A 23,928-nucleotide genomic window follows, 5' to 3' on the forward strand; every position below is an offset into this window, starting at 1 on the left:
GGCACATGACCGGATCGACACGATCGAGCCAGGGGCTCGATGACCGCCGCAAGCGGCTTCTGTTTCGCTGCTGGCACCGCGGCACCCGGGAGATGGACCTGATCCTCGGCCGCTTTGCCGATGCCGAGATCGCTGGTCTCACCGATCAGGAGATCGGCGAGCTCGAGCATTTGATCGAGGTGCCGGATCCGGACCTCTATGCCGCGCTGACCGGCGACAAGGTGCTGCCGGCCGAATACGCGACCGCGCTGTTTGCCCGCATCAAGGCGTTCCGGGTCGCGGATCCCAGCGCATGAAGCAGCCGATGAAATCGCCGGCCGCGATGCTCGCGCCCGGCCGGGTGCTGACCATCGCCAACGTCGCCGAGGGCGCCGAGGGGCTCGTGATCTCCGATCTGGCGCGCGCCATCGCCGCGCAGCCGAAGCGGCCGGCGGTGAGCCTCGCCGTGGTCTGCCGCGACGGTGCGCGGATGCAGCAGCTCGCCCGTGCGCTGGAGTTCTTCGCGCCCGATATTGCGGTCATGCAAATTCCGGCCTGGGACTGCCAGCCCTATGATCGCGTCTCGCCGCATTCCGGCATCCTGGCGCAACGGCTGACTGCGCTCGCCAAGCTGTCGCGGCTGACGGGCTCCGACAAGCCGCTGATCGTGCTGACGACGGTGAATGCCATCGTGCAGCGGGTCCCGGCGCGCGATCAGGTCGCGGCGCAGGCGCTGTCGGTCGCGCCCGGCAATGTCGTGCCGATGGATTCGGTGGTGGCCTGGCTGGAGCACAACGGCTACACCCGCTCGTCCACGGTGCGCGAGCCCGGCGAGTATGCCGTGCGCGGCGGCATCCTCGACCTGTTTCCGGCCGGCCTCGACCAGCCGGTGCGCTTCGACTTCTTCGGCGATAGCCTGGAATCGATCCGCACCTTCGATGCCGAAACCCAGCGCACGCATCTCGACATGCGCGGGCTCGACCTGGTGCCGGTCTCGGAATTCCAGCTCACCACCGAAACCATCCGCCGTTTCCGCATGGGCTATGTCGCGGCGTTCGGCGCGCCGGAGCGCGACGACCAGCTCTATGAGGCGGTCTCCGAGGGACGGCGCCATCCCGGCATGGAGCATTGGCTGCCGCTGTTCCAGGAGCGAATGGACACGCTGTTCGACTATCTCGACGGCGCGACGATCGCGATCGAGCCGCAGGGCGAGGACGCCGCGCGCGAACGCTTCCCCCAGATTGCCGACTATTACGAAGCGCGCCGCGAGGCGCTGGACCAGCCGGGCAGTGGCGCGATCTACAAGCCGCTGCCGCCGGACAAGCTCTATCTGTCTGAGCCCGAGTGGACCAAGCTGCTCGGCGACGTGCCGCTGGCGCGGCTGACGCCGTTCGCAGTGCCGGAAGGCAGCAGCGAGGTGTTCGACGCCGGCGCGCGGCAGGGCCGCAACTTCGCGCCGGAGCGCGCCGACGGCAATGTCAACGTGTTCGAGGCCGTGGTCGGCCATATCGGCGCGCTGCAATCACAGCGCAAGAAGGTCATCGTCGCGCTGTGGAGCGAGGGCTCGCGCGATCGCATGGGCGCGATGCTGCGCGACCACAAGCTGCTCAACACCACCAGCGTCAACACCTGGCGGATCGTCCAGGCGACGCCGCGCAACGAGACCATGCTGGCCGTGCTCGGCATGGAGTCCGGCTTCGAGACCGGCGAATTCGCGGTCATCAGCGAGCAGGATATTCTCGGCGACCGCCTGGTGCGACCGCGCAAGGCGAGCCGCAAGCTCGACAATTTCATCTCGGAGGTGACGAGCCTCGCGACTGGCGATCTGGTGGTGCACGTCGAGCACGGCATCGGCCGCTTCGTCGGGCTCCAGACACTGGAAGTCTCCGGCGCGCCGCATGACTGTCTCGAATTGCATTATGCGGCCGAGACAAAACTGTTCCTGCCGGTCGAGAACATCGAGCTGCTGTCGCGCTACGGCTCCGACAGCGCCAATGTCGAGCTCGACCGTCTCGGTGGCGGCGGCTGGCAGGCGCGCAAGGCCAAGCTGAAGAACCGCATCCGCGAGATCGCGGGCGAATTGATCAAGATCGCCGCCGAGCGGCAGCTCCACGAAGCGCCGAAATTCCCGTTGCAGCCGCATGTCTATGACGAGTTCTGCGCACGCTTCCCCTATGACGAGACCGAGGACCAGCTGGGGGCGATCAATTCGACCCTGAAGGACCTCGAGATCGGCCGCCCGATGGACCGGCTGATCTGCGGCGACGTCGGCTTCGGCAAGACCGAGGTGGCATTGCGTGCGGCATTCGCGGTGGCGCTGGAAGGCAAGCAGGTCGCCGTCGTAGTGCCGACCACGCTGCTGGCGCGGCAGCATTCGCGGACCTTCACCGAGCGCTTCAAGGGCTTTCCGGTCAATGTCGCACAGGCGTCGCGGCTGGTGTCGACCAAGGATTTGACCCAGACCAAGAAGGGGCTCGCCGACGGCAGCGTCGACATCGTCGTCGGCACCCATGCGCTGCTCGGCAAGGCGATCAAGTTCAAGGACCTCGGCCTCCTGATCGTCGACGAGGAGCAGCATTTCGGCGTCAGCCACAAGGAGCGGCTGAAGCAGCTCCGTGCCCAGGTCCACGTGCTGACGCTGTCAGCGACGCCGATCCCGCGCACGCTGCAACTGGCGCTGACCGGCGTTCGCGAGCTCTCGATCATCGCATCGCCGCCGGTCGATCGCCTTGCCGTGCGCACCTTCGTCGCGCCGCATGATCCGCTGATGATCCGCGAGGCGCTGTTGCGCGAGCGCTACCGTGGTGGGCAGGCCTTCTATGTCGTGCCGCGGATCGAGGACCTCGCCGGCGTCAAGGATTTCCTCGACAAGAACGTGCCCGAGATGAAGGTCGCGGTCGCCCACGGCCAGATGCCGCCGACCGTGATCGAGGACATCATGTCGGCATTCTACGACGGCAAATACGACATCCTGCTGTCGACCACGATCGTCGAGTCCGGTCTCGACATCCCGAACGCCAACACGCTGATCGTGCATCGCGCCGACATGTTCGGCCTGGCGCAGCTCTATCAGCTGCGTGGCCGCGTCGGCCGCTCCAAGTTGCGCGCCTATGCGCTGTTCACGCTGCCGGCACAGCAGAAGATCACCGCGCAGGCCGAGCGGCGGCTCAAGGTGTTGCAGTCGCTGGAGACGCTGGGGGCGGGCTTCCAGCTTGCCTCGCACGACCTCGACATCCGCGGCGCCGGTAATCTGCTCGGCGAGGAGCAGTCCGGCCACATCAAGGAGGTCGGCTTCGAGCTGTACCAGTCGATGCTGGAGGAGGCGATCGTCAACCTCAAGGCCGGCGTCGCCGAACCCGCCGCCGACCGCTGGTCGCCGCAGATCACGATCGGCATGCCGGTCCTGATCCCCGAGGACTATGTCAACGACCTCAGCGTGCGGCTGTCGCTCTATCGGCGTCTCGCCGATCTCGACACCGACGAGGACATCGATGCTTTCGCCGCCGAGATGCGCGACCGCTTCGGCGTGCTGCCGGACGAGGTGCGCTATCTGTTCAAGGTCGCCGCGATCAAGGCCTATTGCCGCAGGGCCAATGTCGAGAAGATCGACGCTGGCCCGAAGGGCGCCGTAATCACCTTCCGCGACAACAGCTTCGCGCATCCCGAACGTCTGGTGAGCTTCATCCGTCAACACGGCCAGGCGGCCAAGGTGCGGCCGGACATGAAGGTGGTATTCCTGCAGCAGTGGGACACGCCGGAAGAACGGCTCGCCGGCACCACCGAGATCCTGCGCCAGCTCGCCAATCTCGCGGAGAGCAAGAAGGCGGCGTGAGGCGACGGGACCAGCGCACCTTCCGCGGTCGCGGAAAGATGGATGGCTTCGCCGCCCCGCAATAACTTGGAGGGGTGGCGCGGCCGATTCTGCTGGCAATACTATCCCACCGCAGGTTTCCTCGCCGAAGCAAACGGTCTGTAAAGCATGGGCCCCAATCTTCGGTTCAATGATCGGAAGCACTAAATCGCTAGCGGACATGCCTATCCGAAGGATGCCACCATAGGTTGTGGACTTCCTGGGCAGGGTCGAAAATGACCGACGGAATTTCCAGAGCTTGTGGACGCTCGCAGCCGATCGCCACGAGGTGTCATTTCAGATCGATCGTTCGGGCGATCGGAACTTGCGCTCTGCTGCTGCTGCCACCGGGGACGCCCGCATTCGCCGCCGGCGTCGATCTGTCCCGACCCATCCGCTTCGAACTCGATATCGGCAATTTCGAGATTCCCTACGGATATCTCAAGATGCGGCCGCCACTCGCCATGTTGGAGAAACCGCATCGCCGATTCTGCATTCTCCCGGACATCGATTGCTTTCAATTGATCTTTGCGATGCCCGATGGCGGGTATTCTGACAAGGATGGAACGGACGCGCTGGTGATCTCGCGCGATGCCGATGGCCAGATCGATCTGTCTGTCCGACCGCGTTACTTCGTAATCGTAGGCCCCGTGCAGCCAATCGGGCGGGAAGGATCTGCCGATCCGGTTCCCGAGCGGCAGCTACAGAACATTCATGCGACCGGGGTCGATCTCACCACGCCGCCGACGTTTGACGGCGCACCCCATGAACTGTACGCCCGCCTTTACCGACATCAGCCAATAGCGATCTACTACGCCTCGTTCCTGACGAACACAGCCGAGCCTCATCACATCTCGTATTTCATACAGTGCTACGAGGCCGGCACCGTTCCGAATCCGATGTGCCACGGCACCGTCGCGCTGTTCGCACATTCGGCGACCTCACACTTCGCGTTTCAGGCGCGGTATCTTGATCAGACGCCAGCAATTTTCTCGAAGCTCGATGAGCTGCTCACCTCGTGGAAGAAGTGAGCCTTATTCATCCAAGCCATTGCGAGGAGCAAAGCGACGAAGCAATCTACAGAGCCTCATTCACCAATGCGTGGATTGCTTCGCGGCGCTCGCAATGACGCGGAGATACCTCCGCTCTACGACGCCGCGCGCTCCGCCGTTCCGAACAATCGCCCCAGCAGCGACATCGCGGAATCACTGGGGAGCAGCGTCGCGACGCTGACGGCGGGCTCGGCTCTGACATCGCGTCGGCCGTTCTGGGTGTGGCGCATCACGCTTGCCAATCGCCGCGTGATCGTCTGCGTGGTGCGCAGGTCGGTGCCGGCGAACGCCACCACCAGCGACCACTCGTCATACACGGCACCGAAATCGGCCTGCCGCATCAGCCGGCTGATGATCCGGGCGCCGTCGAACTGCGCACGGGGGTGCGAATTGTCGAAGCTGAAGCGCGCCACCGAGAGCGCGCCGCCGCGTTCGGCGGTCTGGTAGACAGCGGTGGCGAAATCGCGCTCGAACGCGGCCTTGGTCAATAGGCCGGTGCGGGGATCGATCAGGCCCTTGGCGTCGATCGCCTTGAGCATGCGGCCGAGCCGCGCCTCGAAGGCATGCTGGCGGATCATCGGCAGCGCCATGTCGGCGACCCGTGTCGGGCCGGCGGTGACGATCTCGAGATTGGGTAGCTCGTAGCGCGGCGCCAACTCGCCCGAGGTGACGATCACCGGCAGCGGGCGGAAACGGACATCCTCGGTCAGCACGGTCAGGAAGGCGTCCATCACCCGCGTCGTGAAGCCTTCGGCCAGCACGATGCCGTCGATGTCGCGATTGGACAGATGCTTGGCTGCGGCCTCGATGCTGAGCGCGCCGACCACGCCGGCGCGTTCGCCGAGCGCGACCGACAGCGTCGGGTAGGCGCCGCCGCGACCGATCAGCAGCGTGGTGGCCTCGCCGACCGGATCGATATCGGTCAGCGCGACCGGGGCCGGCGGCACCAGCCGCCGCATCACGGTCGCATGCAGCGCGCGAACGCGCAGCGACGCATTGAGACGGGCCACCAGGCGATCCGGCAAGCCCTTGTTCTGGAAGAACGCGATCACGGTGTCGGGCAGGGTGGTCGCCGGATCGACCGCAATCAGCGGCAGATAGGGCGCACGCGCTGCGGCGCGCTTGGCGAGCGCCGACAAAGTGACGAAATCGATGCCCTCGGCCGCCGCGATGATCGCGGCCGGCTTGACCTGCTCGATCGCGCGTCCGACCTCGTTCCAGTCGGTGACGACGACCGGAAACAGCTTCGTCTCATCGAGGACAGCGGCGAACGACGGCCTTGTCGTCGCCGACACGATGAGAACCGGACCTTGTTGAGACATTCGAACGCTCGAAACCAATGCTTCAGATCAGCAACCGGCGCGATGCTAATTGGCATGGCTTAATGCGGCGTCAACACAATGCTAAGACTAACGCAATGATAAGATTTTAGCTCATCGCGGGGCCGCCGCGGTCGCGAAATGCCTCGACCATCAACGGGTTAAGCCCAAGTTCTGTGAGCGCGTCGCGGGCCCGTGCGTTGTCCTGGGCGCGACCGGCCAGCCGGTGGCCGCTCAGCCGGTCGGGTAATGCCGTCAGCAGCGCGCCCTGGCCCAAGCGCCGCGACCATTCCTGCAACTCCTCGGCAAGGAAACGGTAGCCGCCAACGGTCATCACCCCCGACGGCGGGGCGGTGATGTTGATGTCGCCGGTCGCGCGGTCGACCCGCGCGGCATATTCGGTGTCGACGTAATCCCGCGGCGGCGGCGCGATCAGGGTGTCGCCCGGAGGCGGCGGAGGCGCATAGGCGGCGACCGGAACCATAGGCCCACGCAGGCCGAGGGTGCCCTTCGGGGTCAGCAGGATCTCGCCGGCGATCGATGCGCCCGGAGCCTCGCGCGGCGCGCTGTGCGGGCCGGGCTTGATCGGGGCCGGGGCTCCGTCCTCGGCGTTGCGCCGGGCGCCGAACAGCCCGGCCTCTCCGAACAGATAGACGTCGGTCATGGACACGCTCCGCGAGGTCCAGGGCGCGCTGGAGCCGACCTGTTCCGGCGTCCGCCACAGGCCGATCACGTTGCGCAGCGTCGGCAAGCGCTCCGACAGGCCGCGCTCGTCGAGCCGCAACGCGAACTGGGCGGGCACGATCAGCGTGTCACAGGCGTGATCGTTGAACTGGGCTTCGAATGCGTCCTCGTCGAACGGATGATGCATGACGAGCGTGCCGCCCGACAGCAGCCAGGTCACCAGCGACGCGCAGATGCCGGCAAACGACATCGGTGCGAACGCCGACATGATGGTGGCACCTTGCGGCAGGTCGCTCTCCAGCGACATCGCCAGGCCACCGGCGATCAGGCCGAAATGCGCGCGTGGCACCGGGCGGAAGCCGTCGCTGGTGACGTCGAAGGAGATCAGCGCCGGCTTGCGGCCGTCCTGGATCATCGGGCGCGCGGTCCGGGAATCCTCCAGGATCGCCTGGTCGAGCGAGGACATGCCTTCGGGCAGCTCGGCGCCGAAGCCGCAGACGTGACGGATCGAGAATGCTTCCGCCGCGGCGTTCATGGCGATGTCGGCATAGGAGACGCCGTCGATCTTGCTACAGGTGACGATCGCGCGCGCCGCGGTGCGGTTGAGCACGGATGTCAGCTCGGCCTGCCGCCACAGCAGCGGCAACGGCACCACCACCAGGCCGACCCGATAGGCGGCGAGGACCGTGAGGGCAAATTCGACCGTGCCGGGAAGCTGGACCGCGATCACGGTATTGGCCGGCAATCCGATCTCGACGAAGTGGGCTGCGATCGCCGAAATCGCGCGGTCGGCCTGGGCATAGGTCAGGCGCTTGCGGGGCTGTCCGGTGATGCGCTGCTTGTTGAGCGGATCGACCAGCGCCAGCGCTTCCGGCTGCCGCGCCAGCGTGCGCTTGAACAGGGTATCGAGCGTTGGCGAGGTGATCGACTGGTTCACAGGTTCAACGTCGGTTGCATCGCGTCGATCGGGTTCAGGTCTTGCCGTGTCAGGTCGCATCACCTGGCAGATCACTTGGATCGCGCGCCGGGTTTCTGCCACCAGGTCTCCGGCAGATAGCCCGTCAACGCCGTGGTCGAAGGCCGTTCTATCCGATTCCAGCGCGCGATCCATTGCTCTCCCAAGTTAAATAGGGGGATAGCGTAGAAGCCCGACATCAGGGCGCGGTCCAGCGCGCGCACCGCAGAGACGAAGGCCGGCCGCTCCCGTGCTGCCAGCAGCGCCGCGATCATGGCGTCGATCGCCGGATCCCTGGCGCCCATGTAGTTGCGGGTGCCCGGCGTATCGGCGGCCTGGCTGCTCCAGTAGAACCACTGCTCGTTGCCCGGCGACAGCGACTGGTCCCAGCGAACCGGGATCATGTCGAAATCATAGGCGAGCCTGCGCTGCTCGAACTGCACCGCGTCGACCACCCGGACCGTGCCCTCGATGCCGGCGCGCTTGAGGTCACGCTGATAGGCGAGGGCGAGCCGTTCATGCTCGCGCGTCGTCACCAGGATCTCGATGCGGAGCGGCGTGCCGGTCGATTGCTGCTTCAAGACCGTGCCGTCGAGCGCATAGCCGGCCTCGGACAGCAGCGCCAGCGCATTGCGCAGGATGGTGCGGTCGCGTCCCGAGCCGTCGCTGACCGGCAGGTGATACTTGCCCTCGAGAATGTCGGGCGGAATGTGCGCGAGATACGGTTTCAGCAATTCGCGCTCGCGATCGTCGGCCGGGCGGCCATATGCCGACAGGTCCGAGCCGGCGAAATAGCCGCCGGCGCGCGAGAACAGCCCGAAATAATAGTTGCGGTTGACCCATTCGAAATCGAACAGCATCGCCAGCGCCTGCCGCACCCGGGGGTCGGCGAATTTCGGCCGGCGGCTGTTGAACACCAGGAATTCGGACGGCCGCGGCGTGCCGATCTTGATGGTGTCGCGGATCACGTCGCCGCTGCGCGCCGCCGGGAAGTCGTAGCCCTCGTGCCAGCGCAGCGGCTCGGTCTCGGTCCGGAAATCATACAGGCCGCGCTTGAAGGCCTCGAACATGCCGTTGGCCTCGCGGTAGTAATCGAGCCGGATCTCGTCGAAATTCCAGAGGCCGCGATTCACCGGCAGGTCGCGGCCCCAATAATCGGGATCGCGGGTGAAGGTCACGCTGGCGCCCGGCTTCACGGCCGTGACGCGGTAGGGGCCGGAGCCGATCGGCGGCGCCAGCGTCGTCTCCTCGAACTTGTCCGGGTCGATGGCGTGCCGCGGCAGGATCGGCATCAGGCCGAGGATCAGCGGCAATTCACGATCCGCCACGCCGCCGAAATCGAACCGCACCGTCAACGGGTCGAGCGCCTCGGCCTTTGCGACTTTCGAATAATACTGATGGTGCATCGGACGGCCGTGGTCGCGCAGCAAGGCCAGCGAGAACAGCACGTCGTCGGCCAGCACCTTCTGGCCATCCGAGAAGTGCGCGCGCGGATCGATGTGGAAGGTGACGTAGCTCCTGGCATCGTCGGTCTCGACGCTGCGCGCGAGCAGGCCGTACAGGGTGAACGGCTCGTCATTGCCGCGCGCCATCAGGCTCTCATAGACATAGCCGCGCTCATAGCCATAGCCGCGGACCTGCTGCACCGGAACGCCCCTGATGATCATGGGATTGAGGCTGTCGAAGGTGCCGATCACGCCCTGGACCAGCCGGCCACCCTTGGGGGCGTCGGGGTTGGCATAGGGCATGTGGGTGAAGTCGGCCGGCAGCGCCGGCGCGCCGTGCATCGCGATCGCGTGGCTCTCGCCGGCCGCGGCAAGCCCACAGGTCAGGAACGCCAGCACAAATGCTAAGGCGAGCCAGACGGCGGCCAATGCGGCGCGGCCAACGCGCCCGGGAACGCATGTGCGAGGCGCCGGATTTGATTCGCGAAACGTCACACCGGGAGGTTTATCACAGGCTGCTGAAACCCGCCGTCCAGCGTGGCCAAATACTCTTGTCGGCATTGATCTTTCCGCGCGCCGCTGTATTGAAGGCGTGCAATTCGAAGGCGGGAACGCCTGTCACGTATCCGCCTCAATTGACTAGGAGACAGCCGCCCAAACGGCTATGTGTCGGCGCCTGCAGCGGTTTCGGGCGCTGCCGTTCAGAAAGGGTTTTCCGCAATGAATTTCCGTATCTTGGCCGCCCCGGTCCGGCCGCATGGGCGGGTTGTCGCCCTGATGGCGGCGACGGCTCTGTCTGCAGCGCTCCTGGTTCCTGCCGCTCAGGCCCAGCAGCCGGCAGCGCCCGCGGCACCGAAGGCAGCGCCCAAGGCGGCACCCAAGGCAGCGCCGAAGGCGCCGGCCCCGGCAGCCCAGGCTGCTCCGCAGGCCCCGGCCGGTCAGCCACCTGCCGCTGCGGCCGGCCAGCAGCCGCCCCAGGATCAACAAATTCAACTCATCTACGCCCCCTGGACCAAGTTCTGCCTGAAGGGCCAGGAAGCCAACGCCAAGCAGGTCTGCTTCACCGGCAAGGACGGCCGCATCGAGTCCGGCCAGCCCGTGATTGCCGCCGTGATCATCGAGCCGGAAGGCGAGCCGAAGAAGATCCTGCGCGTCACGCTGCCGCTCGGCATGCAGCTCGTCCACGGCACCCGGATCATCGTCGACGGCAACCCGCCGCAGCAGGCGCCCTATGTGATCTGCTTCCAGAACGGCTGCATGTCCGACTATGAGGCCACCCCCGAGTTGATCGCCGCCATGAAGAAGGGCCAGAACCTCGTCGTTCAGGCAATCAATTCGAACGGCGCGCCGCTGACGCTGCCGCTGCCGCTCAACACCGAATTCGCCAAGGCCTATGACGGCCCGCCGACCGATCCGAAGGTGTTCGAGGAAAACTCGAAGAAGCTGCAGGAAGAGTTGCAGAAGCGCGCCGAAGAGCAGCGCAAGAAGCTGGAAGGCGCGGGCGGTGGTGCTGCGCCGGCTCCGGCCAACCCGGCGGCCAAGTAAGTCGTCATCAAGTAACTCGTCACAAGATCATCGCAATCGAAAGGCGCCCGGAAGGGCGCCTTTCTTGTCATGCGATATGGTCTGGCTGATGGCAGCTGGCCGCGCTGGTGAAGCTGCGGTTGACGTGCGATGTTCGTGACACGGCATTTCGATCGCGCCGAGTCGCGTGCGCGTCGCTGATGCTGGGTCCGGACAGTTCCGGCGTCGAAGCACAATCATAACACCGGTACGGGAGGCCAGACGAACGCGCGGAGAGCGCCTTCGATGCGCGAACCTGCGTGCGTGGTTCCCTGCGAACCCTGGCCGTCCACCGTTCGCAGCCATGGAAGTCGTGCAATGTCCCAGCAAGTCAACACGCAGCCGCGGGAACCGGTTTTCCGGCCTTCGGCGCAGCCGATCGGCGGTTCCTCGGTTGCTGCTGGTGGCCACGTCAACCAGGACAATGCCCCCGGGGCGTTCCATCCGGGCATCGTCCATCTCGCGCTGGCGGTGGGCGGATTTGCGATCGGCATCGCCGAATTCGCGACCATGAGCCTGCTGCCGTACTTCGCCCACGATCTCAACGTCAGCGAACCCGCGGCCGGCCACGCGATCAGCGCCTATGCCCTCGGCGTCGTGGTGGGCGCGCCGGTGATTGCGGTGCTGTCGGCACGCATGGCGCGGCGGACGCTGCTGATCGCGCTGATGGGCTTCTTCGCGCTGATGAACGGTCTGTCCGGGCTCGCGCCCGACTATCACACCATGCTGGTGCTGCGCTTCCTCGCCGGCCTGCCGCATGGCGCCTATTTCGGCATCGCCATGCTGGTCGCGGCCTCGCTGGTGCCGATGGACAAGCGCACGGCGGCGGTCGGCCGCGTGCTGCTGGGCCTCACCATCGCGACGACGATCGGCGTGCCGCTCGCCAACGGCGTGGGGCAGGCGATCGGCTGGCGCTGGGCGTTCGCGATCGTCGCCGGCCTCGCGCTCCTGACCGCCATACTGGTGCTGCTGTTCGCTCCGCGTGATGCCGCCAACACCAACGCGAGCCCGTTGCGCGAATTGTCGGCGCTGGGGCGCAAGCATGTCTGGCTGACGCTGGCGATCGGCGCCATCGGCTTCGGCGGGCTGTTCTCGGTGTACACCTACCTGGCTTCGACCATGCTCGCTGTCACCCACGCCTCGCCCGCGCTGGTGCCGGTGACGCTGTGCGTGTTCGGGGCAGGCCTCACCGCCGGCAACATCATCGTGCCGCGCTTTGCCGACCGTGCGCTGATGGCGACCGCCGGCGGCCTGCTGCTGTGGTCGGCGGCGACGCTGGCGCTCTATCCGCTGGCGGCGGGGAATTTCTGGACCCTGAGCGCCGATGTGTTCCTGATCGGGCTGGGCGGCGCGCTTGCGACGGTGTTGCAGACCCGGCTGATGGATGTCGCGGGCGAGGCGCAGAGCCTGGCTGCGGCGCTCAACCATTCCGCCTTCAACGTCGCCAATGCGCTGGGGCCGTGGCTCGGCGGAATGGCGGTTGCGGCCGGCTACGGCTGGACGTCGACCGGTCTTGTCGGCGCCGGACTGGCGCTGACGGGTTTTGCCGTCTGGGTGATCGCGGTGGTGCTGGCGAAGCGTGAGGGCGTCTGACCGCCGGGCGGCCGTCAGTTCAGCGACGGATTGCGCGGACGGTAGCCGCCCGACTTGTCCTTCACGAAGATCTCGGCCACCTGCGAATGCCGGATCGGCTCGCCGGAATCATCCGGCAGCAGGTTCTGCTCGGAGACATAGGCGACGTACTCGGTCTCCGAGTTCTCCGCGAGCAGATGATAGAACGGCTGGTCCTTGTGGGGCCGCATGTCCTCGGGGATCGACAGCCACCATTCCTCGGTGTTGTTGAACTCCGGATCGATATCAAAAATCACGCCCCGGAAGGAGAACACCCGGTGACGGACGATCTGCCCGATCTGAAACTTGGCGGTGCGCGCTTTGATCATGGTTCGTCGATAGACCAACATTGTGGCCGATGCTAGGGGCAAGGCGGCGAATTAACCCCCGGTTTACCGATTCTAGCCGGGCGAAAACGACCCGAAATCCGGCCGAGAAACTACTTTCAGAATGATCGATATCCTCAATCTGGCGTTGCCGTATTTCGGCCTGATCTTCATTGGCTACGCGTGTGGAAAGGCCAAGGGTTTGCCCGAGAGCGGGCTCGCCTGGATGAATTTCTTCCTGCTTTACGTTTCGTTGCCGGCGCTGCTGTTCGGGATCATGTCGAAGACGCCGTTCGCCGAGCTGAACAACCCGCCATTCCTGATCGCCACCACGCTCGGAACCGTGATCGCGTTCTTCCTCGCGATGGTCGCAGGCAAGATGATGGGACGCCTGACGCTGCGCGAGGCCACGCTTGCGGGCCTGTCGGGCGCCTACGGCAATATCGGCTATATGGGTCCGGGACTGGCGCTGGCCGTGCTCGGCACCAAGGCGGCGGCGCCGACCGCGCTGATCTTCTGCTGCGACAGCATCTTCCTGTTCTCGATCGTGCCGCTCCTGATCGAGCTCACCGATCGCGACCATCCCTCGCTGCTGCACGCCTTCGGCGTGGTGCTCAGGCAGATCGTGCAGAACCCGCTGATCATGTCGGCCGTGTTCGGTGCGTTGGTCGCCGCGTTCCACATTCCGCTGCCGACGGCGCTCGACCACACCATCCAGTTCCTGCAAAACGCCGCCGCGCCGATGGCGCTGTTCGTGCTCGGCGTCACCGTGGCGCTGCGTCCGTTCAAGCGGGTGCCGTGGGAGGTCCCGGGCGTGGTTGCGATCAAGCTCCTGATCCATCCGCTGCTGGCGTTCGGACTGATGCTGCTGTTCGGGCCATTCGCGCAGCCCTGGGCGGCGACCGCGGTGCTGATGGCCTCGCTGCCGCCGGCGCTCAACGTGTTCGTGATCGCCCGGCAGAACGACACCTGGATCGAGCCGGCGTCGGTCGCGGTGCTGATCGGCACCTTCGCGTCCGTGGTCACGCTGACCAGCGTGATGTGGTTCATCCAGAGCGGGCGGCTGGTGTTTCCTTAAGAGGAGATTCTTGGTTGACGCGTTTTCTTAACGCGAACCGGTACTCACTTCGCTTGAAAACGCTTGGTTACCGCCGCCATGACGGCGCGAGCCCCTCGCGCATCGCGAGCCGCCGCAGCGGGCCGAATGCGCCGAGCAAATGCAGGCCGGCGGCGCGCGCCGTCTGCACGCCGAGGAAATCGCTCAGCAGCGAGCGGTTGGCGATGTCGATCGCCCAGGTCCGGCTCGCAACGTCCGGCCGCCGCGCGGCGTGATAGCGCGCCAGCACGTTGGGCGCGCCGGGATCCTCGCCGCGGCCGAGCGCCTGGCCCACGATCTCGGCAATGTCGGCCGCGTCGCGCAGTCCCATGTTGAGGCCCTGCGCGCCGATCGGCGGCAGCACATGGGCGGATTCGCCGACCAACGCGATACGGTCCCTGGCGAATTGCCGGGGTCGCTCGATCGCCAGCGGAAATACATGCCGTCCGGGCTGCACCTCGACGCGGCCGAGAATCGAATGCGATTGCCGCTCCGCCGCGCCAGACAATTCGTCATCGTCGAGCGCCATCAGCCGTTCGGCCTCCTTGGGTGCCGAGACCCAGACCACGCTGCTCCGGTTGCCGCTGAGCGGCACGAACACGCACGGACCGTGCCCGGTGTGAAACTCGGTCGAGATGTTGTTGTGGGGCCGGCTATGCCTGATGTTGAAGGTGAGGGCGGATTGCCCGAGTTCGCGGCTTGTGACCGCGATCCCGGCGGCCTCGCGGCACATTGAGTTGCGCCCGTCGGCTCCGACCACCAGCCGGGCCGAAAGGGACTGGCCCTGCCGTGTCACCACGGTGACCGCGGCACTCTCCGGCTGGACCGACGCTGCCTCGTCATCGAACCGCGTCAGCGCGGCGATTTCGGCGGCGCGATCCTCGAGCGCTGCGACCAGCGAGCGGTTGTCGATGTTGAAGCCGAACTGCTCGCGGCCGATCTCGTCGGAGGAGAACCGCACTTCCGGCGCGCGGATCACTCGCCCGGTGTCGTCGACCAGGCGCATCGTCTTGAGTGCCGCCGCGCTATCGCCGCAGCGCCGCCAGACGTCCAGCCGCTCCAGGACCTCGGTCGAGGCGCCGAGCAGCGCGGTGGTCCGGTTGTCGGCATAAGGCACGCGGCGCGCCAACAGCGCGGTCCGTGCGCCGGCGTCGGCGAGGGCGATCGCGGCCGTCAATCCGGCCGGGCCGCCGCCTATTACGATAACGTCATAATCGAGCGAGCTGTCGGTCATATCAGGACATTTGACACGCTTGGCCCGATTTTCAAGTGATCGGTAACCAGCAAAGCTTTCCAGTGATTTGCGCGGCGGAACGCCGCAAGACTGCATATGCAAACGGCACCGATTCCTGATAGCACTGGCCGCCTATGGAGCAGACCGGCCAGCCTGACGCCTTGCCAGAACGGATGCGGACCGCCGCATTCTCCGTTCATATTTTCACGGCGCTCGGCGCCGGGGTGGCACTGCTGGCGATGCTGGAAGCGGTGCGCGAGCACTGGGCCAACATGTTCGCCTGGCTCGGGGTTGCGCTGATCATCGACGGGATCGACGGCCCGTTGGCGCGCCGGCTCGATGTGGTGCGGCTGCAACCGAACTGGTCGGGCGAGGTGCTCGATCTGGTGGTCGATTTCGTCACCTATGTGTTCGTTCCGGCCTATGCGATCACGGCGAGCGGCATGCTGCTGCCGCTGGCGGCGCCGATCCTCGGCATCGGCATCGTGGTCTCCAGCGCGCTGTATTTCGCCGACCGCCGCATGAAGGCCGACGACAATCATTTCCGCGGCTTCCCGGCGCTGTGGAATGCCGCGGCATTCTATCTGTTCCTGCTGCACCTGCCGCCGGTGCTGTCGACGATCGTGGTCGCGCTGCTGATCGCCTTGACCTTTGCACCGTTCCACGTGCTGCACCCGTTCCGCGTGGTGCGGCTGCGCTGGCTGACGCTGTGGCTGCTCGCCGCCTGGGCGGTGCTTGCCGGATATGCGCTGGCCAACGACTTCGTGGTCGGCGCGCCCGTCACTTTCGGGCTCTGCATCATCGCGGCCTACATTGTCGGCAGCGATACCCTGATCCGCCGGATGAAAGCCTTTAGAGCATGATGGAATTGATCAGTAGCCCGGAAGCCTGGGCCGCGCTGTTGACGCTGACGGCGCTCGAGATCGTGCTCGGCATCGACAACGTGATCTTCCTGTCGGTGCTGGTGTCACGGATCCCGCAGCCACAGGCCAACCGCGCGCGGCAGATCGGGCTGTTGCTGGCGCTGGTGTTCCGCATCCTGCTTCTCTCGATCCTGGTCTGGCTGATCGGCCTGACCCAACCGGTGATCACCATCCAGAGCGTCGCGCTGTCGTGGCGCGATATCATCCTGATCGGCGGCGGCCTGTTCCTGATCGCCAAGGCGACCCACGAGATCCACGCCGAAGTCGAGGTACGCGACGCCGAGGAGAAGACCAAGCCGAGCCCCAACGCGTTCTTCTGGGTGATCGTGCAGATCATCATCGTCGATCTGGTGTTCTCGCTGGACTCGATCATCACCGCGATCGGCATGGCGCAGGACCTCGAGATCATGATCGCGGCGGTCGTGATCGCCTGCATCGTGATGTACGTGTCGTCGGGACCGGTGGCGCGGTTCGTCGCGGAGCACCCGACCACCAAGATGCTGGCGCTGGCGTTCCTGGTCCTGATCGGCGTGGCGCTGGTGGCCGACGGCTTCAAATTCCACATCCCGCGCGGCTACATCTACTTCGCAATCGCGTTCTCGGCGGCGGTCGAGATGTTCAACGTGCTGGCCCGGCGCAACCGCGGCAAGGTTGCGCGCTAAGGCGTTTTCCAGCGAAGTGGGCACCGGTTCGCGTGGAGAAAACGCGTCAAAGCAAGAATCTGGAGCCTCGTTCCGATCCAATCGGAGCGCAAAGGCGCTAGGCCGCGGTTCCGGGCCGCTTGGTTGACAAGGCGGTGCCGATGGCCTTCGCTCGCATGATACGAATTTGAGGGGAGTGATCGAGATGACCAAGGCCGTGCGCGTGCACCAGGTGGGGGGCCCGGAGGTCCTGACCTATGAGGACGTCGAGGTGGGCCCGCCCGGCAATGGCGAGGTCCGCATCCGCCAGCATGCGGTCGGGCTGAACTTCATCGACGTCTATTTCCGCACTGGCCTCTACAAGGCGCCCGGCCTGCCGTTCATCGCCGGCAACGAGGCCGCCGGCGAGGTCCTGGCGGTAGGGCCGGGGGTGACCAACTTCCATCCTGGGGACCGCGTCGCCTATTACTTCAACCTCGGCGGCTACGCCTCCGAGCGCGTCATCCCGGCCGACAAGCTCGTCAAGCTGCCCGACCACATCACCTATGAGCAGGGCGCCGTGCTGATGCTCAAGGGGCTCACGGTCTGGTACCTGCTGCACAAGACCTTCAAGGTCGAGCAGGGCCATCGCGTCTTGATCCACGCCGCGGCCGGCGGCATCGGGCTGCTGGCCTGCCAGTGGGCGCGGGCGCTCGGTGCGCATGTCATCGGCACCGTCGGCTCGAAGGCCAAGGCCGATCTCGCGCTCGCCAATGGCTGCGATCACGTCATCCTCTACAACGAGGAGAACTTCGTCGAGCGCGTCAAGCAGATCAGCCGCGGCGAGCTCTGCGACGTGGTCTATGACGGCGTCGGCAAGACCACCTTCCCAGGATCGCTGTCCTGCCTCAGGCCGCGCGGCCTGTTCGTGTCGTTCGGCAATGCGTCGGGGCCGGTGCCGCCGTTCCCGCTCGCCGAGCTCAACAACCATGGCTCGCTGTTCGCGACACGGCCCAAGCTCAACGACTACGTCGGCACCCGCAAGGAGCTGCTCGAAGGCGCCGACACGCTGTTCGCCGCCGTGATCAACGGCAAGCTGCACGTGCCGATCAACCACGCCTATGCGCTGAAGGATGCGGCAAAGGCGCATATCGATCTGGAGAGCCGGGCGACCACCGGTGCGGCGATTCTCAGGCCGTAACTCTCGCCGTCATTGCGAGGCGCGAAGCGACGAAGCAATCCATCTATCCCCGAGCGGTGATGTGGATTGCTTCGCTTCGCTCGCAATGACGCGCGTGTCGGCGCTTACGCCACCCGCCTTGCTGCGCCGACCTTGGTCAGCACCGTATCCAGGCAGTCGACGACAGCGGATATCTCCTCCCGCGTGACATTGAGCGCCGGCATGAAGCGCAGCGTGTCCGGCTGCGGCGAGTTGATCAGCACGCCGGCTGCGAACGCTTCGGCGACGATGGCGGCGCCGATCGGCATCTTGAGATCGAGCGCGAGCAGCAGGCCGCGGCCTCTGATCTCGCCGAGTCCATGCCGCGCCGACAGCCGCTGCAATTCGCGCTCGAGCAGCAGGCCTGCGTCGACCACCGATTTCAGGAATTCGGGCCGGCTGACCTGATCGAGCACGGCGAGTCCGGCGGCGCACATCAGCGGATTGCCGTTGAAGGTGCCACCCTGATCGCCGTGGTCGAAGCACGAGGCGTGGTCGGTCGCGAGCAGGGCCGCGAGCGGCACGCCGCCGCCGATGCCCTTGCCGAGCGTCATGATGTCGGGCGCGATCTCGGCATGCTCATAGCCGAACAGCTTGCCGGTCCGGCCGATGCCGGTCTGGATCTCGTCGACGATCAGCAGCAGGCCACGCTGCTGGGTCAGTGCGCGCAACTCCTTCAGGAACGCGTCCGTCGCGGGCCAGACGCCGGCCTCACCCTGGATCGGCTCCAGCATGACCGCGACCGTCGACGACGAGATCAACTTCCGCACCGACTCGATGTCGTTCAGCCGCGCTTTCCGGAAGCCCGAGACCTTCGGCTCGAACAGCGGCTCGAATGCCTTCTTGCCCGAGGCCGACATGGTCGCGAGCGTCCGGCCGTGGAAGCCGCCTTCGAAGGTAATGATCTCGTGCGCGCCACCCTTGTACTTGGCACCAAATTTGCGCGCGAGCTTGATCGCGCCCTCGTTGGCTTCCGCGCCGGAATTGGCGAAGAACACCTGATCGAAGCAACTGTTGTCGACCAACAGTTTTGCCAGTTTCAGGCTCTGCTCGTTGTAGAAGGCCGGGCTCGGGGTGAGCAGCCGCCGGGCCTGGGCCGCCAGCGCATCGGCGACGATGACGGGCGAATGGCCGAGTGGGTTCACGGCCCAACCCTGCACGAAATCGAGATAGCGGTTGCGGTTGTCGTCCCACAAATACGAGCCGGCGCCGCGCACGAACACGACCTCGGGGCGGGCGGTGATGTCCATCAGCGCGTCGAACGGATGGGGAGCATTGGTCATGTCGTTCTCCTCTTGGGGGCAGTCGTTGGGGAAAAAGCAGGCCGAAAAAGCAAGAAGGCCGCGCTTTGGGGGCGCGGCCTTCTCGAAAACCTTGGCTGATTTGATCGGATCAGCGATGGCGTCGGACACGGCGCAGCCCAGCATCGTCGCGGGTGCGACGACGGTTGATGGCGCGGCGGTGGGTCCGGTTCAGCTTCATGGCGCAGGCCCATACAGCCGAACGGCCGGCGGTGTCAAGCGGGAGCTGCTATCGTGACCGAGCGGCGCCCCGGAGCGTGTTAGGCTGCGGCGAGGCAATCCTGGAGGTGGAGCCATGATCAAGCTTCTGATCGAACGAGATCTTCCGGCCAATTTCGATGTGACCGATGATGCCCAGGCGGCGCGTCATGCGCGGATTGCGTTGGACGCCATCGTTGCAACGCAGGGCAAGATGCACTGGCTGTGCACCTACGCCACCGATGACCGCAAGCTGTTCGGCCTCGTGGTGGTCGAGAGCGAGGAGGTCATCGATGCCTATGTGCGCAACGCCGGCATCGGCAGCTCGGTGCGTATCCATCGCGTGCTGCGCACGCTGGACCCGGCGCTCGCCGCGCCGCCGACGGCCAACTAAAACATGATGAGATTAGGTTGAGATGGAACGGCGTCGAAAGTTCACCTCTCCCTCGGGAGAGGTCGATTTGCGTAGCAAATCGGGTGAGGGGGTACGGTCTATCGAGGGAGCAATAGCCCTCACCCGGCGCTCCGCGCCGACCTCTCCCCGACGGGGAGAGGTGGACCGAGAGCGCGCCAAGCCGATTCAACCAAAACTCATCCCGCTTAGTGGTTCATCACAGCAATCTTCACTGCATCAAGACGTCAAAATCAATGTGATGAAACGGCTCTTGGCGTGGTTCGCCGGAACGGAAACAGCGCATCCGCGAGGGACGCGATGAACAGTCTCGAGATCGTCAGGCCCGCGATCGTGTTGGCGTTGTTCACGCTGGCGATCTTGCTTCTGATGGGGATCAGGAGGGGCTTGTCCAAGGAAACAACCGCCGACGACTACCGGCTCGGCGAATCGCATCGGGTTCCGCCTGCGGTCAGCGTCATCAACCGCAACTACATGAACCTGCTGGAATCGCCGGTACTGTTCTACACGGCCAGTCTCCTGATCCTCATCCTCCAGAGGTCCGACACTGTTTTTGTGAGACTGGCCTGGGCCTATGTTGCGCTGCGTATCGTTCACAGCGCCGTCCACCTGACGTATAACAGCGTACTTCACCGGCTGCTGATTTTCGTAGCGAGCAATGTCGTGCTCGTCGTCATGTGGCTGCGCATCCTGTTCATGACCTGGTGAAAAATCGAACCACCAGGCGACGTCAGAATCCGGCGACGGTCCCGTGCAGATCGTATTCGTCGGAGCGCTCGATCTTGGCGGTGACGATCTCGCCGACCTTGAGCGGGCGGCGGCTGGTCAGATAGACGGCGCCGTCGATGTCAGGCGCGTCGGCCTTTGACCGGCCCTTGGCCACGGTCGGTCCGACCTCGTCGATGATCACCTGCTGGCGGGTGCCGACCTTGCGCTTGAGGCGGCGGGCCGAAATCTTCTGCTGCCGTGCCATCAGCGCATTCCAGCGCTCCTGCTTGACCTCGTCCGGCACGGCATTGGGAATCGAGTTCGACGTCGCGCCGGCCACCGGCTCATATTTGAAGCAGCCGAGACGGTCGATCCCGGCTTCATCGAGCCAGTCGAGCAGATAGGCGAAATCGGCATCGGTCTCGCCGGGGAAGCCGACGATGAAGGTCGAGCGCAGCGTCAGCTCGGGGCATTGCTCGCGCCATTTCTGGATCCGCGCCAGCGTCTTCTCCTGCGCGGCCGGGCGCTTCATCGCGCGCAGCACGTCTGGGCTCGCATGCTGGAACGGGATGTCGAGATAGGGCAGCACCTTGCCTTCGGTCATCAGCCCAATGACCTCATCGACATGCGGGTAGGGGTAGACGTATTGCAGCCGCACCCAGGCGCCGAGCTCGCCGAGCTCTTTTGCCAGATCGTAGAACTTGGCGCGGACGCTGCGATCCTGCCAGGGGCTCTCGGCATATTTCAGGTCGACGCCATAGGCCGACGTGTCCTGCGAGATGACGAGCAATTCCTTGACGCCGGCCTTCACCAGCTTCTCGGCTTCGCGCAGCACGTCGTTGGCCGGCCGCGACACCAGGTCGCCGCGCAGCTTCGGGATGATACAGAAGCTGCAACGGTTGTTGCAGCCCTCGGAAATCTTCAAATAGGCGTAGTGGCGCGGCGTCAGCTTGACGCCCTGCGGCGGCACCAGGTCGATGTGCGGATTGTGCGCCGGCGGCAGCGCGCGGTGCACGGCGTCCAGCACGCTCTCATATTGCTGCGGCCCGGTGATGGACAGCACGCCCGGATAGGCGCTTTCGATTTGCTCCGGCTCGGCGCCCATGCAGCCGGTGACGATGACCTTGCCGTTTTCGGCCATGGCTTCGCCAATCGCAGCGAGCGATTCCTGCTTGGCGCTGTCGAGGAAGCCGCAGGTGTTGACGATGACGATGTCGGCGCCGTCGTGCTTGCGCGCGAGCTCATAGCCCTCCGCGCGCAGCCGGGTGATGATGCGCTCGGAATCGACCAGCGCCTTGGGGCATCCCAAGGACACGAAGCTCACTTTCGGCGCGGCGGCCTCTTGCATATCTTCCCAAATCTGCCTGATTGATGGGCAGGAGCTAGTCCCAATTGCCGAGAATTACAACCCTTTCCCGAGGCTTCCGTCATGATATGGATGCTCTGCCGGGCCCTAAGAGTTGTCGATGAGCGCTGAGTCGTCTCCCAAAATCGTCATAGTCGACGAGAGCCCGATCCGTGCGGCCATCCTGGAGGAGGGACTGCGGGAGGCTGGCTACACGGACGTGGTCCATATCAGCGAGATGCAGAGCCTGCTGTCGCGGATCTATGCGCTCGACCCCGAGATCATCGTGATCGACCTCGAGAACCCCAGCCGCGACGTGCTGGAACAAATGTTCCAGGTCAGCCGGGCGGTCCGCCGGCCGATCGCGATGTTCGTCGACCAGAGCGACGCCGCATCGATCCAGGCATCTGTGGAGGCCGGTGTTTCCGCCTACATCGTCGACGGTCTCAAGAAGGAGCGCATCAAGCCGATCCTCGATCTCTGCGTCTCCCGCTTCAATGCGTTCTCCAAGCTGCAGGACGAGCTCGACCGCACCAAGCACGCGCTGGAGGAGCGCAAGGTGATCGACCGCGCCAAGGGCATCCTGATGAAGGTCAAGGGGCTGACCGAGGAGGAGGCCTATGTGCTGATGCGTTCGACCGCGATGCGCGAGAAGAAGAAAATCGGGGAGATCGCGCAATCGATCCTGACGGCGTCGGAGCTGCTGAAATGACCACACAATTGCGCATCGGATTCATTCCGCTGGTCGATGCCGCTGCGTTGATCACAGCCGTCGACAAGGGATTCACCGCGGCCGAAGGTCTCGACGTCACGCTGGTGCGCGAGGTGTCGTGGTCGAATGTCCGCGACAAGCTCAATATCGGGCTGTTCGATGCCGCCCATCTGCTGGCGCCGGTGGCGATCGCCTCGAGTCTCGGGCTCGGTCACGTCAGGGTACCGATCGCGGCACCGTTCAATCTCGGGCTCAACGGCAACGCCATCACGGTGTCGCCGGCGCTGCACGCCGCGCTGATGGCGGAGCTCGACGGCGATCGCGTCGATCCGATGGCCACCTCGCGTGCACTGGCGCGCGTGGTCGCGAAGCGGCGGCAGAGCGGGGCGGAGCCACTGACGTTCGGCATGACGTTCCCGTTCTCGACGCACAATTATCAACTGCGGTTCTGGATGGCGGCCGGCGGCGTCGATCCCGACGAGGATGTCCAGCTCGTGGTGCTGCCACCGCCCTACATGGTCGACAGCCTCGCCAACGGCCATATCGATGCGTTCTGCGTCGGCGCGCCCTGGAATTCGATCGCGGTCGATCTCGGCATCGGTCACATCCTGCACTTCGTGTCCGACATCCTGCTCAGCGCGGTGGAGAAGGTGCTGGCGGTGCGCCAGACCTGGTCGGAGGCACATCCCGACGTGGTGGCCGCGCTGGTGCGTGCGCATCTGCGCGCCGCCGAGTTCATCGAGCAGCCCGAGAACCGGCCCGAGGTAGCACGCATCCTGAGCTCACCGGAACGGATCGGCGTCGATGCCAGCGTCATCCAGCGCACGCTCGACGGCCGGCTCAAGATCTCGCCAGACGGCACCATGCGCGAGAGCGGCCGCTACCTCCTGGTCGGGCGCGAGGCGGCGGCACGGCCCGATCCGGTGCAGGCGGCCTGGCTCTATGCCCAGATGGTTCGCTGGGGCCAGACGCCGTTCCGGCCCGAGGCGCTGAAGGCCGCCATGGCCGTGTTCAGGCCTGACCTGTACGACGCCGCATCGGGACAGCCGGCGGGCGCCGCCAATGCCATCGGCGCGTTCGCCGGTCCTCCGTTCGATCCCGCCGACGTTCAGGGGCATCTGGCTGCATTCAAGATCGGGCGCTGGAAGCCCTGAAGGCGGCGCGGCGGCGGCACCTCCGGCTGCTTTGCATGGGGTTGTTTTCAGGATTTTCGATTGGCTCCGGACCGGCGCGGTTCCCGGTACCTCGAATTGCAGCGAATGGAATTCTCGGGCGAACCCGCGGGGAGGAATATTCCTCTCGGAACCGAGTGCCTCGAGGTGGCGGCGTCGCTATTTTCGCCGCCCGCTTGAATCCGCCAGCGAACGATATTCCAT

21 protein-coding genes are annotated in these 23,928 nt (G+C 65.4%); 14 read left to right on the forward strand and 7 right to left on the reverse strand.

What is annotated here, in order from left to right; all coding sequences use genetic code 11:
• Window positions 1–5 precede the first annotated feature (5 nt).
• The 3 genes from CWS35_RS24310 to CWS35_RS24320 all read left to right on the forward strand — a co-directional run bounded on the left by CWS35_RS24310 (window position 6) and on the right by CWS35_RS24320 (window position 4,860).
• Complete coding sequence (locus CWS35_RS24310) at window positions 6–296, forward strand: succinate dehydrogenase assembly factor 2 (RefSeq protein ID WP_100954177.1); 291 nt, start codon at window positions 6–8, stop codon at window positions 294–296.
• On the forward strand, window positions 293–3,811 hold the full coding sequence (gene mfd / locus CWS35_RS24315) for a transcription-repair coupling factor (protein ID WP_100954179.1): 3,519 nt from the start codon (window positions 293–295) through the stop codon (window positions 3,809–3,811). The genes CWS35_RS24310 and mfd overlap by 4 nt, the downstream gene beginning before the upstream one ends.
• Before the next feature lie 254 nt (window positions 3,812–4,065).
• Complete coding sequence (locus tag CWS35_RS24320; RefSeq protein WP_100954182.1) at window positions 4,066–4,860, forward strand: hypothetical protein; 795 nt, start codon at window positions 4,066–4,068, stop codon at window positions 4,858–4,860.
• Window positions 4,861–4,976: 116 nt separating this feature from the next.
• Here CWS35_RS24320 and CWS35_RS24325 read toward each other — a convergent pair whose 3' ends face one another.
• The 3 genes from CWS35_RS24325 to CWS35_RS24335 all read right to left on the reverse strand — a co-directional run bounded on the left by CWS35_RS24325 (window position 4,977) and on the right by CWS35_RS24335 (window position 9,626).
• The gene (locus CWS35_RS24325) at window positions 4,977–6,203 is read right to left on the reverse strand and encodes a hypothetical protein (RefSeq protein ID WP_100954184.1); all 1,227 of its coding nucleotides are present in this window, start codon (window positions 6,201–6,203) and stop codon (window positions 4,977–4,979) included.
• 106 nt (window positions 6,204–6,309) lie between these two features.
• Window positions 6,310–7,821: a class I adenylate-forming enzyme family protein gene (locus CWS35_RS24330; RefSeq protein WP_100954186.1), complete on the reverse strand. Its 1,512-nt coding sequence runs from the start codon at window positions 7,819–7,821 to the stop codon at window positions 6,310–6,312.
• Between the two features lie 71 nt (window positions 7,822–7,892).
• Window positions 7,893–9,626 carry an extracellular solute-binding protein gene (locus CWS35_RS24335; RefSeq protein WP_244442308.1) on the reverse strand — a complete coding sequence of 578 codons (1,734 nt, stop codon included), beginning with the start codon at window positions 9,624–9,626 and terminating at the stop codon, window positions 7,893–7,895.
• Window positions 9,627–10,004: 378 nt separating this feature from the next.
• Here CWS35_RS24335 and CWS35_RS24340 point away from each other — a divergent pair, with 378 nt between their 5' ends.
• Both CWS35_RS24340 and CWS35_RS24345 read left to right on the forward strand, forming a co-directional pair.
• Window positions 10,005–10,829, forward strand: a complete 825-nt coding sequence (locus tag CWS35_RS24340; RefSeq protein WP_024584046.1) for an invasion associated locus B family protein — start codon at window positions 10,005–10,007, stop codon at window positions 10,827–10,829.
• 336 nt (window positions 10,830–11,165) lie between these two features.
• Window positions 11,166–12,440, forward strand: a complete 1,275-nt coding sequence (locus tag CWS35_RS24345) for an MFS transporter (RefSeq protein WP_210202723.1) — start codon at window positions 11,166–11,168, stop codon at window positions 12,438–12,440.
• Between the two features lie 14 nt (window positions 12,441–12,454).
• Here CWS35_RS24345 and hspQ read toward each other — a convergent pair whose 3' ends face one another.
• On the reverse strand, window positions 12,455–12,787 hold the full coding sequence (gene hspQ, locus CWS35_RS24350) for a heat shock protein HspQ (protein WP_024584048.1): 333 nt from the start codon (window positions 12,785–12,787) through the stop codon (window positions 12,455–12,457).
• Between the two features lie 121 nt (window positions 12,788–12,908).
• On the opposite strand from hspQ, the gene CWS35_RS24355 reads away from it, so the two are divergent.
• On the forward strand, window positions 12,909–13,862 hold the full coding sequence (locus CWS35_RS24355; RefSeq protein ID WP_100954190.1) for an AEC family transporter: 954 nt from the start codon (window positions 12,909–12,911) through the stop codon (window positions 13,860–13,862).
• A 67-nt stretch (window positions 13,863–13,929) separates the two neighbouring features.
• On the opposite strand, the gene CWS35_RS24360 is transcribed toward CWS35_RS24355, so the two are convergent.
• The gene (locus tag CWS35_RS24360; RefSeq protein ID WP_100954192.1) at window positions 13,930–15,114 is read right to left on the reverse strand and encodes a UbiH/UbiF family hydroxylase; all 1,185 of its coding nucleotides are present in this window, start codon (window positions 15,112–15,114) and stop codon (window positions 13,930–13,932) included.
• Window positions 15,115–15,248: 134 nt separating this feature from the next.
• On the opposite strand from CWS35_RS24360, the gene pcsA reads away from it, so the two are divergent.
• From pcsA to CWS35_RS24375, 3 genes are all read left to right on the forward strand, one after another.
• Window positions 15,249–15,977: a phosphatidylcholine synthase gene (gene pcsA, locus CWS35_RS24365; protein ID WP_024584051.1), complete on the forward strand. Its 729-nt coding sequence runs from the start codon at window positions 15,249–15,251 to the stop codon at window positions 15,975–15,977.
• Window positions 15,974–16,699 carry a TerC family protein gene (locus CWS35_RS24370; protein WP_024584052.1) on the forward strand — a complete coding sequence of 242 codons (726 nt, stop codon included), beginning with the start codon at window positions 15,974–15,976 and terminating at the stop codon, window positions 16,697–16,699. Before pcsA ends, CWS35_RS24370 begins: the two co-directional genes overlap by 4 nt.
• 184 nt (window positions 16,700–16,883) lie before the next feature.
• Complete coding sequence (locus CWS35_RS24375; protein WP_100956627.1) at window positions 16,884–17,858, forward strand: quinone oxidoreductase; 975 nt, start codon at window positions 16,884–16,886, stop codon at window positions 17,856–17,858.
• Between the two features lie 104 nt (window positions 17,859–17,962).
• On the opposite strand, the gene CWS35_RS24380 is transcribed toward CWS35_RS24375, so the two are convergent.
• Window positions 17,963–19,159 carry an acetylornithine transaminase gene (locus tag CWS35_RS24380; RefSeq protein WP_100956629.1) on the reverse strand — a complete coding sequence of 399 codons (1,197 nt, stop codon included), beginning with the start codon at window positions 19,157–19,159 and terminating at the stop codon, window positions 17,963–17,965.
• On the opposite strand from CWS35_RS24380, the gene CWS35_RS39090 reads away from it, so the two are divergent.
• The 3 genes from CWS35_RS39090 to CWS35_RS24390 all read left to right on the forward strand — a co-directional run bounded on the left by CWS35_RS39090 (window position 19,158) and on the right by CWS35_RS24390 (window position 20,495).
• Window positions 19,158–19,415: a hypothetical protein gene (locus CWS35_RS39090; protein WP_145987173.1), complete on the forward strand. Its 258-nt coding sequence runs from the start codon at window positions 19,158–19,160 to the stop codon at window positions 19,413–19,415. The genes CWS35_RS24380 and CWS35_RS39090 overlap by 2 nt on opposite strands.
• A 57-nt stretch (window positions 19,416–19,472) precedes the next feature.
• Window positions 19,473–19,769 (forward strand): hypothetical protein, encoded by a 297-nt coding sequence (locus tag CWS35_RS24385; protein ID WP_024584055.1) that lies wholly within the window; start codon window positions 19,473–19,475, stop codon window positions 19,767–19,769.
• 318 nt (window positions 19,770–20,087) lie between these two features.
• Window positions 20,088–20,495 carry an MAPEG family protein gene (locus CWS35_RS24390; protein ID WP_024584056.1) on the forward strand — a complete coding sequence of 136 codons (408 nt, stop codon included), beginning with the start codon at window positions 20,088–20,090 and terminating at the stop codon, window positions 20,493–20,495.
• A gap of 22 nt (window positions 20,496–20,517) precedes the next feature.
• On the opposite strand, the gene rimO is transcribed toward CWS35_RS24390, so the two are convergent.
• Complete coding sequence (gene rimO, locus CWS35_RS24395; protein WP_100954194.1) at window positions 20,518–21,843, reverse strand: 30S ribosomal protein S12 methylthiotransferase RimO; 1,326 nt, start codon at window positions 21,841–21,843, stop codon at window positions 20,518–20,520.
• A 118-nt stretch (window positions 21,844–21,961) separates the two neighbouring features.
• Between rimO and CWS35_RS24400 the strand changes: the two genes are divergently transcribed.
• Both CWS35_RS24400 and CWS35_RS24405 read left to right on the forward strand, forming a co-directional pair.
• On the forward strand, window positions 21,962–22,552 hold the full coding sequence (locus CWS35_RS24400) for an ANTAR domain-containing response regulator (RefSeq protein ID WP_038380888.1): 591 nt from the start codon (window positions 21,962–21,964) through the stop codon (window positions 22,550–22,552).
• A complete protein-coding gene (locus tag CWS35_RS24405; protein ID WP_100954196.1) occupies window positions 22,549–23,706 on the forward strand; it encodes a CmpA/NrtA family ABC transporter substrate-binding protein in 1,158 nt (385 codons plus the stop codon). Before CWS35_RS24400 ends, CWS35_RS24405 begins: the two co-directional genes overlap by 4 nt.
• The last annotated feature ends 222 nt before the right edge of the window (window positions 23,707–23,928 follow it).

Source organism: Bradyrhizobium sp. SK17 (assembly GCF_002831585.1).
Lineage (GTDB): Bacteria > Pseudomonadota > Alphaproteobacteria > Rhizobiales > Xanthobacteraceae > Bradyrhizobium.

Excerpts from the sequence above, each read along its gene's own strand:
- CWS35_RS24370 (WP_024584052.1), top strand. The coding sequence starts at position 15,974 with ATGATGGAATTGATCAGTAGCCCGGAAGCCTGGGCCGCGCTGTTGACG.
- hspQ (WP_024584048.1), bottom strand. The coding sequence starts at position 12,787 with ATGATCAAAGCGCGCACCGCCAAGTTTCAGATCGGGCAGATCGTCCGT.
- CWS35_RS24340 (WP_024584046.1), top strand. The coding sequence starts at position 10,005 with ATGAATTTCCGTATCTTGGCCGCCCCGGTCCGGCCGCATGGGCGGGTT.
- CWS35_RS39090 (WP_145987173.1), top strand. The coding sequence starts at position 19,158 with ATGTCGTTCTCCTCTTGGGGGCAGTCGTTGGGGAAAAAGCAGGCCGAA.
- CWS35_RS24380 (WP_100956629.1), bottom strand. The coding sequence starts at position 19,159 with ATGACCAATGCTCCCCATCCGTTCGACGCGCTGATGGACATCACCGCC.
- CWS35_RS24355 (WP_100954190.1), top strand. The coding sequence starts at position 12,909 with ATGATCGATATCCTCAATCTGGCGTTGCCGTATTTCGGCCTGATCTTC.
- pcsA (WP_024584051.1), top strand. The coding sequence starts at position 15,249 with ATGGAGCAGACCGGCCAGCCTGACGCCTTGCCAGAACGGATGCGGACC.
- CWS35_RS24360 (WP_100954192.1), bottom strand. The coding sequence starts at position 15,114 with ATGACCGACAGCTCGCTCGATTATGACGTTATCGTAATAGGCGGCGGC.
- CWS35_RS24335 (WP_244442308.1), bottom strand. The coding sequence starts at position 9,626 with ATGCACGGCGCGCCGGCGCTGCCGGCCGACTTCACCCACATGCCCTAT.
- CWS35_RS24375 (WP_100956627.1), top strand. The coding sequence starts at position 16,884 with ATGACCAAGGCCGTGCGCGTGCACCAGGTGGGGGGCCCGGAGGTCCTG.
- CWS35_RS24390 (WP_024584056.1), top strand. The coding sequence starts at position 20,088 with ATGAACAGTCTCGAGATCGTCAGGCCCGCGATCGTGTTGGCGTTGTTC.
- mfd (WP_100954179.1), top strand. The coding sequence starts at position 293 with ATGAAGCAGCCGATGAAATCGCCGGCCGCGATGCTCGCGCCCGGCCGG.
- CWS35_RS24385 (WP_024584055.1), top strand. The coding sequence starts at position 19,473 with ATGATCAAGCTTCTGATCGAACGAGATCTTCCGGCCAATTTCGATGTG.
- CWS35_RS24405 (WP_100954196.1), top strand. The coding sequence starts at position 22,549 with ATGACCACACAATTGCGCATCGGATTCATTCCGCTGGTCGATGCCGCT.
- CWS35_RS24320 (WP_100954182.1), top strand. The coding sequence starts at position 4,066 with ATGACCGACGGAATTTCCAGAGCTTGTGGACGCTCGCAGCCGATCGCC.
- rimO (WP_100954194.1), bottom strand. The coding sequence starts at position 21,843 with ATGCAAGAGGCCGCCGCGCCGAAAGTGAGCTTCGTGTCCTTGGGATGC.
- CWS35_RS24400 (WP_038380888.1), top strand. The coding sequence starts at position 21,962 with ATGAGCGCTGAGTCGTCTCCCAAAATCGTCATAGTCGACGAGAGCCCG.
- CWS35_RS24310 (WP_100954177.1), top strand. The coding sequence starts at position 6 with ATGACCGGATCGACACGATCGAGCCAGGGGCTCGATGACCGCCGCAAG.
- CWS35_RS24345 (WP_210202723.1), top strand. The coding sequence starts at position 11,166 with ATGTCCCAGCAAGTCAACACGCAGCCGCGGGAACCGGTTTTCCGGCCT.
- CWS35_RS24325 (WP_100954184.1), bottom strand. The coding sequence starts at position 6,203 with ATGTCTCAACAAGGTCCGGTTCTCATCGTGTCGGCGACGACAAGGCCG.